Raw genomic sequence first — 8,690 nt, forward strand, 5'->3', positions numbered from 1 at the left:
CGTCACCTGGCAGGACGGCTGGCCCCTCGTCGGCGAGGTAAAGCTCGAAGTCGCCGACCTCCCCTGGCCGTTGACGCCTGCCCCCGCACCTCCGGCACGGGAGGACTTCGACACGCCCGAACTCCTCCCCCACTGGATCTCTCTACGCGACCGGCCTGCCGAGCGCGTCACCACCAAGGAGCGCGACGGCTGGCTCACCCTGCGCGCCCGCGGCGGCTCCCTCGACTCCATCGACGCCGTCTTCGTCGGCCACCGCCAGCAGCACCTCGCCTTCGCGGCACGCACACTCATCGACGCCGGCGCGGGTGTCGGCGGCCTCGCGGTCCGCCTGGACGAGCGCCACCACTACGCCGTCCAGGCCGCCCCGGACGGAACCGTCCGGGTGCTCGCCCGGATCGGCTCGCTGCACACCGTCGTCGCTCAACTGACGACTCCCCCAGGACCGTTGGTGCTCACCGTGCGCACCGACGGAGCGCCCCTGCCGCACGACTCCCGCAAGGGCCCCGACTCCCTCGTCTTCGGCGTCGAGGCGGCCGACGGGACGCTCACCGAGGCCCCACCGCTCGACGGGCGCTACCTCTCCACCGAGGTCGCCGGAGGCTTCACGGGCCGCGTCGTGGGCGTCTACGCCGCCGAGGGCACCGTGTGCTTCGACTGGTTCGACTACCACCCGGCGGGCGACGGAACCGGCGCCGCCCCCTGAGACCGGCGGCGGCCGCGCCTCTATGAGGGGGAGGCGCGGCTGCCGTCGCACAGGCTCACAGGATTGTCATGGGCCTGGCATAACCGCACACGCACCACCGCGCGTTGGCACCACGCGCGTTGGCACCACCGCACCACCACCCACCCAGTCGCTCGTCTCGAAGGAGAGACCATGCGCAAGCTCGCACGTGCCGCCGTCCCCCTGCTCTCGGCCGCCACGGCCCTGCTGCTGACCGCCACCACGGCCAGCGCCGCCACCTACCAGTCCTCCGACCGGTGGGCCTCCTACACCAGCGGCAGCTACACCATCTACAACGACGAGTGGGGCAGCGGCTACGGCTCGCAGACCCTGTGGGCCAACTCCTACAAGGACTGGGGCGTCTACTCCACCCAGCCCGCCACCTCCGGCGTCAAGAGCTACGCCAACGTGAGCCGCTCCATCGGCAAGTCGCTCAACTCCCTGTCCAGCGCCACCAGCACCTTCGGGGTCACCCTGCCCGGCGTCGGCGACTGGGAGGCCGCCTACGACATCTGGCTCAACGGGTCCTCGTACGAGGTCATGCTGTGGATGAACAAGCACGGCAACGTCGGCCCGCTCGGCTCCTCCATCGGCACGCTGACCCTCGACGGCCGGACCTGGACCGTCTACGTCGGCAACAACGGGTCCAACCCGGTGTACTCCTTCGTCCTGTCCGGCAACGTCACCTCGGGCACCGTCAACATCCTCGACCTGCTGAAGTGGATGCAGAACACGAAGGGCTACTTCTCCAACCCGACGCTGTCCACCGTTCAGTTCGGCTTCGAGATCAGCGGCACCAACAACACGCAGCAGAACTTCACCGTCACCAACTACTCGGCGAGCGCGTCCTGATGACGCGCCGTCCGCTCTGAACAGGGGCGGGCCCCGGCACCGGGGAGGCTTACCCCGGCCGGGACCCGCCCCTGTGCCCGTGCCGTCCGGCCGGGTCAGCGGACTGCGGAGCCGAGCTCCCAGAGCTCGCCGGGGCGCAGCGCGGCCTCGGTGCTCCCGGTCGGATGGTGCAGCGTGAGTGCGACCTGGCGCTCGGCCCGGAGCACGACCGTGCCCAGCTTCCCGTCGGCCCAGGCGAGTTGCTCGACGGTGACACCGCCGCGGGCCCGCAGGCCGCGGACCTCGCCCGCGGGCCAGGCGGCGGGCAGGGCGGGCAGCAGCCGGAGCACGCCGTCCTCGTGCGACTGGACCAGCATCTCCGCGATGGCCGCCGTGGAGCCGAAGTTGCCGTCGATCTGGAACGGCGGGTGCGCGCAGAGCAGTGAGTCGTAGACGCCGCCGTGCGGCAGGCTCGCGTCCGGTGCGGTGAGCATCAGCCCGAGCAGCCGGTGCGCGGCCTCGCCGTCGCCGAGCCGGGCCCACAGGGCGGTCTTCCAGGCGAGGGACCAGCCGGTGGAGGCGTCGCCGCGCAACTCCAGGGTGCGCCGGGCGGCCTGACGCAGCGTCTCGTCCCCGGCCAGGCTCGACCCGGGGTGGACGCCGAACAGGTGCGAGACGTGCCGGTGGTGCGGCTCGGTCTCGGTCCGGACGGTGTGCCATTCGAGCAGCTCGCCGCGCGGGCCGACGGCGAGGGGGCGCAGCCGGGGCAGGGCGGCGGCCATGGCCTTGACCAGTTCGGGATCTGCCGCGTCGCCCGCCGCCTCCGCGGAGTCGAGCAGGAAGCCGAACAGCTCCCGGGCCAGCGTGGTGTCCATGGCCGTGGACAGGTCGACGCTCGCAGGGCCGTCCGGCGTGGCGAAACGGTTCTCCGGCGAGGTGGCCGGCGCGGTGACCAGGTACCCGACGCCGTCCTCGGTGGCCTCGGTGTCATCGGTGTCCTCGGTGAACAGGCCGAGCAGGAATCTGGCCGCTCCCGCCGCCACCGGCCAGGCCCGCTCCCGCAGGAACGTTTCATCGCGGCCGAAGCGCCACCGCTCGGCCAGATGCAGGGCGAGCCAGGGGCCGCCCATGGGCCAGGCGGACCACATCGGGTCGTCCTGGCCCTCCCCGACCGGCCACGTTCCGCGCCACAGGTCGGTGTTGTGGTGGACGGTCCAGCCCGACGAGCCGTAGACCTCCCGCGCGACCTCCTGCCCCGCCTCCGCCAGGTCCGCAACGAGGTCGAGCAGCGGCTGGTGGCACTCGGGCAGCGCGGTGGTCTCCGCGGGCCAGTAGTTCATCTGGGTGTTGATGTTGACCGTGTAGTCGGACCGCCACGGCGGCACGACCTCGCGGTTCCACAGCCCCTGCAGGTGCGCGGCCTGGCCGCCGGGGCGGGAGCAGGCGAGCAGCAGGTAGCGGCCGAAGTCGAAGAGCAGCGGGGCGAGTTGCTCGTCCCTGACCTCCGCGCGCAGTCGCCGGTCCACCGGCAGCTCGGGGCGGCCGGGGGCGCGGTCGAGGCGCAGCCGGACGCGGTCCATCAGCGCCGCGTGCGCGGCGGCGTGGTTCGCCCGCAGCTCGGTCCAGGGCGTGTCCCAGGCGTCTTCCACGGTCCGGGCCGCCGCGTCGAGGCAGGCCTCGGCGTCGGTGTGCGGCGGCCGGTTCCAGGCCGTGAAACTGGTGCGCACGTCGAGCAGCAGCGTCACCGCACGTGCGCCGCGCAGCCGCAGCGTGTCCTGATCCTGCGTCAGCTGCCCGCCCTCGGCGCGGACGCGGACCAGCGCGGCGGCGCGCACGGCCCGGTCGTCGTGCTCCACGCGGCCGTCGGGCGCGAGGTAGGCCGGCGCGGCGACCAGCAGCGCGAGCCCGTCGTCGGCCACGGCTCGCACCTGCTGCCGTTCCTGGGGGCTCTCCCAGCTCAGGTCGGCGTCGATGCCGTCCGAGTCCTGGAGGCGCACCAGCAGCAGTCCGGTGCCGGCGTCGGCCAGGATCTCCGCGCCGTGCTGGCGGACCACGCCCTCCCTCAGGTCCAACTCCCGTCGGTACACGCCGTCCTGGCCGCCCCGGTGCAGGCGCAGCACCAGGTCGCCGACCGGCTGCGGGGCCTCGGGGTTGCGCGCCTGGGTGGCCTGGAGCCGCTCCCCCGCGCTGACGTGGCGCCCGGCGCGCAGGTCGCTGCGGACGGCGTCCATGAGGCCCGCGGGGACGTCGGGCGTCTCGGGGCGGGGCGGACCGGACCAGAAGGTCTCCTCGTTGACGGAGAGCCGGAGTTCGCCGCGGTCGCCCCAGACCATGGCCCCGAGGCGGCCGTTGCCGACCGGGAAGCCGTCCACCCACTGCCGGGCCGGCCGGTCGTACCAGAACTCCGTCACGCGCTGTCCCTCCCGATCGGCCCGCCGTGCACCTTGACGGCGTAGGGGCGCAGGCTGTCCTGCCCCGGTGCGGCGACGTAGCCGAGCGCGTTGAGCAGGGCCACCACCCCGGCGGCGAGGGGGGCGTGGACCTCCCCGGTGCCCAGCAGAATGCTTTCGTCAAGCTCGACGGGCAGCTTCCAGTGCAGCCAGACGCCCCCGGCCGGGTCGTCGAACTCGTCCACCTCGACCTCGACGCCGGCCCAGGCGTCCGAGCGGTCGCCGCTGACGTCGTAAGGGCGGGCGCGGATCCCGGCCGCGAGCAGGTCCCGCTCCACCTGGGCGGCCAGCCGCAGCAGTTCGGCCGCCGCGACCGGCCCCACCTTCCTCGGTCCGAGCCCCACCGACGCTCCCCCGTGCCGTGTCCGTTCCCTCGCGGACCCAAGACTAGGGCCTGTCCGGCGGATCTTTCCGGATCAGCCCGCGTTGTTCCCTCACCCTGCGGGCGGGAGGTGCCCCCAGGTGCGGCCTCCAAGGCGGCGGAGCGCCCTCGTACTGGACCTACTTGGGCGTTCCGCCGACGCACGGTGGGGGCCGCCTCCCGGCCGGAGGCTGGGGGAGGCCGTGCCGGACGGTGCGGGCCCGGAAAGATCCGCTGGACAGGCACGGGTCAGCACGGTGCCACCTGTTGGACAGGTCCCACGATCATCATGGGATGCATGCGACTCATCCACGCCGCCGAGCCCGCCCCCGGCGCCGGCGTCTCCGAGGACTGCGTGCTGACCGGTCCGGACTTCGCCCTCGTCGTCGACGGCGCCACCGCCTCCGGCCGGGAGACCGGCTGCCGCCACGACGTGGCCTGGTTCGCCAGGCGCCTCAGCGCGGCCCTCGGCGCTCTCCTCCTCACCGGGGGGACCGCCCCGCTGCCGGAGCTGCTGCGCGCCGCCATCACCGAGGTCCGCGCCGCGCACCCGCAGTGCGACCTCGGCAACCGCGACTCCCCGTCGGCCACGGTGGCCGCCGTCCGCGCGGCGGCGGGCCGGCTGGACGTCCTGGTGCTGGCGGACTCGCCGGTACTGGTGGAGACGGCCGACGGCGCCCTGCACGTCCTGTCCGACGACCGGCTCGACCGCCTGCCCGCCTATGACGCGGCGTCAGTCGCCGCGCTGCGCAACCACCCCGACGGCTTCTGGGTCGCCTCCATCGACCCCGGGGCCGCCGACCAGGCGCTCACCCGATCCTTCCCGCTGGACTCCGTGCGCCGCTTCGCCGTCCTCTCGGACGGCGTCTCCCGCCTCTCCGAGCACTTCGGCCTGTCCTGGCAGGCCCTGCTCGACCTCCTCGACGTCTCCGGCCCCGATGCCGCCATCGCGGCCGTCCGCGCCCGCGAACGCGCCCTCGCTCCGGGCGAGTTCACGGGCAAGCGCCACGACGACGCGACCGCGGTGTTCGGCCGCCCCTGACCAGGGCGCGGAAATCCCGTCGAACCCGCAGGCGGCGGTCCCTAGGATGACCGGTGCGGGGGCGGCTCCGCGGCGTGCTTCCTTCTTCTCTTCTCTGAAAAAGATCCCAGTGCGCCCACTCTCCGCCCCCGCCTTCTTCCTCTCCTTCTCACCGTCCCTCCGGAGGATCCGGCGATGGCGCCGACGACGCACGCCCCTGACGAGACTCTCGCCGCGCTGCTGCTGCGACGGCTCTCCTCGGTCGCGGTGGCACCGTCGGCACCAGGACTCCGCGACGACGCCTGGCTCAGCGCCCGGGGCGTCGCCGCCCTCGAGGCCGAACTGGCCGACCGAGGCCACGTCCTGGCCCCGCCGCTGGCCCGGGCACTGGCCGCCCTGTCCCCTGCCGACCTCGCCGTCCAGGGATCGCTGCTGCTGCACGAGGTCGACCGGCTGCTCGGCAACGACCGCCCCCACATCCCGCTCTTCCGCGGCTTCCCGGAGGACGTCCCCGAGCACGCGCACAGCCTCTACGCGACCCGCATCCACGCCCTGCTCGCCCGACAGCCGTTCCAGCCCTGCGTGCGCTGCGGCCGCGTCGGCGACATCGTCGAACTGCCGTCCTGCGCTCACCTGTTGTGCTCCCGTTGCGTCGCGGACCTGGAGTACTGCGAGTGCTGCGGCATGCGGCTCGGCCTCCCGACCGCCGCGCCGACGTCGCGCGAGGAGCCGCCGGCCGACACTCCGCCGGTCCGCGTGCTGCACCTGCTCGACGGCACCCAGGACGCGGCCCTGACCGCGCTGCTGCGCATCCTGACCGGACGCGCGGTGCCGCCCACCCCGGCCGACCGAGCGGACCTGGACACGCTGCTGCGCCTGGCGGACCCGGCGGTGGTGGCGGCGGCCCTCCCGGCCGAGATCCCCGTGCGCGAGACCCGGGCCCGGGTCCTCGCGGCGCTGCTGCCCGACGCGGCCTCCGACGACCTACTGGCCCGTCACCTGCGCAGCGCCACCGACGTCCTGCGCCTGCTCGTCGCCTGGTCCGGCGGCGAGCCGGACCTCGTCGCCCCGCCGCGGCTCCGCTCGCTCCCCCGTCGGCTGCGACGGACGCTGCTGCGCCTGCTCGACGGCTTCGACCCGCACCGCCTGGTGGAAGATCTGCGCCGGCACCCGGGGCTGTGGAAGCGCGCCGGGGAACTGCTGCACCCCTTCGAGCACTCGGCGCGCCACCCGCGTGCCGCACTCGCCTTCGCCGTCCTGCGCGGGACCGACCCCTTCGCTCCCGGCCTGACGCTGGCCGGCGACGTGCTCCCGGCCGACGAACTGCGCCTGGTCGGCGGGGAGTCCACGGCTCGGCTCACCTTCCACGGCTGGGGCGCGCAGGTGGAGCGCGCGCTGGCGACGGGCGATCTGCTCTGGGCGCTCGAGCTGCTTCGCCGACGCCCGGGCGAACTCGTGCGCCGCCTGCACCAGTTGCTGCGCTGGGGCGCGCCCGAGGTGGTCGAGCCGGTACTGGCCGACGTGCTCCCGTCGGTGGGCGTGAGCGCCCTGCTGGCAGCGTGGGGACGGCTGCGTGCGCTCTCCCACCCGCTGGACAGCACCCGCGTCGTCTTCCCTCGCGGCCGGCTGGCCGCGGCGCACCGCCTGGACGACTGGGGCGTCCCGGTAAGCCCCGCCCAGGCCCACGGCTGCTGCCGCCTGCTGGAGGCCGAGCTGCTGCGCCGCTGGGCGACGGCGGACTGGGAGGCGGCGGTGCTGGACGCCGGACTGGCGGACCTGGGCGTGCCCCTGGCGACCCGTCAGACCTCGCGCGCCCTGGTGGAGCTGCCCCGGGGCAGTCGGCAGCCCCTGCCGGACGCCATGCGGCTGCGCCTGTTCCTGCACTGGGTGCAGCCGCCCAAGGTGCGGGTGGACCTGGACCTGTCCGTGGCCCTCTACGACGCGCACTGGCGCTTCGTCGGGCTGTGCGACTACACGCACCTGGTGCACGGCGAGAAGGCGGCCGTCCACTCGGGGGACTTCACCGCCGCCCCGGCGCCGCACGGTGCGACCGAGTTCGTCGACCTGGACCTGGCGGCGCTGCGGGACGGCGGCGTCCGCTTCGCCCTGCCGGTGCTCTTCTCCTTCAACGACGTCCCCTTCGACGACCTGCCGGTGGCCCTCGCCGGGGTGCTGGGCACGGAGGGGCCGCGGGCCGCGTTCGACCCGCGGCTGGTGCGCCAGCGCTTCGAGCTGTCCGGGGACTCCCGGGTCTCGCTGCCGCTGGTGCTGGACCTGGAGGAGCGCGAACTGCTCTGGACGGACGTCCAGTTGCCCGCCGCAGGCGGCGCGCACAACGTGTGGCGGTACCGCGACCGGCTGGGGCGGCTGGGCCGCGACCTGTTCCTGCACTTCGCGCCCGGGCGGCAGCTGTCGCTCTGGGAGACGGCGAGCCGCCGGGCCGCAGCCGGCGCGGGCACGGTACTGGTCCGGCAGCGGGACGGCTCGGTGGACCTGTTCCGGCGCGGCGGGGACGAGTCGTCCGCGGACTTCGCCGAGCGGCTGGCCTTCCCGGCGGTGGCGGACGGTCAACGGCTCACGGAGTCCGACATCGCCCAACTGCTCCGGGGGAAGCGGGTCCTGGCGGTGCTGGCCACGGGTGACCTGTCGCCCGCACTGCTGGCGGAGTCGTCAGGGGCACTGTTCCGGGGCCTACCGGGGCGGGTGGACGCGGTCCCCGTGGCTCGCGTGGCCCGGCTGTCGGCGAGCGACCTGCTTCCCAGCGAAGCTACCGACGAGTAATATCCGGGGCATGACTGACGCAGCCGCGCCCTCGATCGCCGAACTCCTGCCCGCCACCGTGCCGATGGTCCGCACCCTCCAGCTGGGCTTCGGCGAGTGCACCCCCGAACGGGCGGTGCTGACGCTGCCGGACCGCCCGGAGTACCACAACCACGTGGGCGGCCCCCACGCCGGGGCGATGTTCACCCTGGCCGAGTCGGCGAGCGGGGCGGTGGTGCTGGGCGCGTTCCTGGACGTCCTGGACCGGGCCACCCCGCTGCCGGTCCGGGCGGAGACCGCCTGGCTCAAGCTGGCCCGCGGACCCCTCACCGCGACGGCGGAGCTGGGGCGGCCGGTCGCGGAGATTCTCGCGGAGCTCGACGCCGGCAAGCGCCCGGAGTTCCCCGTGAGCGTCACCACGACGCGCGAGGACGGTGCCACGACGAGCACGATGACGATCGTCTGGACGCTCCGCCCCAACGACGCGGGCTGAGCCCCGTCAGGCGGCGAAGCCGCCGAGGGCGCGGGATCCCCCACCCTCCCCCA

General features: G+C 74.3%; 7 protein-coding genes. 5 read left to right on the forward strand and 2 right to left on the reverse strand.

Going from position 1 to position 8,690, the window contains the following annotated elements; translation table 11 throughout:
• On the forward strand, positions 1 to 703 hold a 703-nt coding region (locus ACFP3V_RS26715), incomplete at its 5' end, for a beta-xylosidase family glycoside hydrolase (RefSeq protein ID WP_465270112.1).
• Positions 704 to 874: 171 nt separating this feature from the next.
• On the forward strand, positions 875 to 1,573 hold the full coding sequence (locus tag ACFP3V_RS26720; protein ID WP_380588579.1) for a GH12 family glycosyl hydrolase domain-containing protein: 699 nt from the start codon (positions 875 to 877) through the stop codon (positions 1,571 to 1,573).
• A 95-nt stretch (positions 1,574 to 1,668) separates the two neighbouring features.
• Here ACFP3V_RS26720 and ACFP3V_RS26725 read toward each other — a convergent pair whose 3' ends face one another.
• On the reverse strand, positions 1,669 to 3,963 hold the full coding sequence (locus tag ACFP3V_RS26725; protein WP_380588582.1) for a glycoside hydrolase family 95 protein: 2,295 nt from the start codon (positions 3,961 to 3,963) through the stop codon (positions 1,669 to 1,671).
• Positions 3,960 to 4,346, reverse strand: coding sequence for a hypothetical protein (locus tag ACFP3V_RS26730; RefSeq protein ID WP_380588585.1), 387 nt, complete (start codon positions 4,344 to 4,346; stop codon positions 3,960 to 3,962). Before ACFP3V_RS26730 ends, ACFP3V_RS26725 begins: the two co-directional genes overlap by 4 nt.
• 315 nt (positions 4,347 to 4,661) lie before the next feature.
• Here ACFP3V_RS26730 and ACFP3V_RS26735 point away from each other — a divergent pair, with 315 nt between their 5' ends.
• From ACFP3V_RS26735 to ACFP3V_RS26745, 3 genes are all read left to right on the forward strand, one after another.
• Positions 4,662 to 5,405: a protein phosphatase 2C domain-containing protein gene (locus ACFP3V_RS26735; protein WP_380588588.1), complete on the forward strand. Its 744-nt coding sequence runs from the start codon at positions 4,662 to 4,664 to the stop codon at positions 5,403 to 5,405.
• Positions 5,406 to 5,579: 174 nt separating this feature from the next.
• The gene (locus ACFP3V_RS26740) at positions 5,580 to 8,165 is read left to right on the forward strand and encodes an MXAN_6230/SCO0854 family RING domain-containing protein (protein ID WP_380588591.1); all 2,586 of its coding nucleotides are present in this window, start codon (positions 5,580 to 5,582) and stop codon (positions 8,163 to 8,165) included.
• A 10-nt stretch (positions 8,166 to 8,175) separates the two neighbouring features.
• On the forward strand, positions 8,176 to 8,637 hold the full coding sequence (locus ACFP3V_RS26745; RefSeq protein ID WP_380588594.1) for a DUF4442 domain-containing protein: 462 nt from the start codon (positions 8,176 to 8,178) through the stop codon (positions 8,635 to 8,637).
• Positions 8,638 to 8,690: the final 53 nt, after the last annotated feature.

This window comes from Streptacidiphilus monticola, from assembly GCF_042658505.1.
Taxonomy (GTDB): domain Bacteria; phylum Actinomycetota; class Actinomycetes; order Streptomycetales; family Streptomycetaceae; genus Streptacidiphilus; species Streptacidiphilus monticola.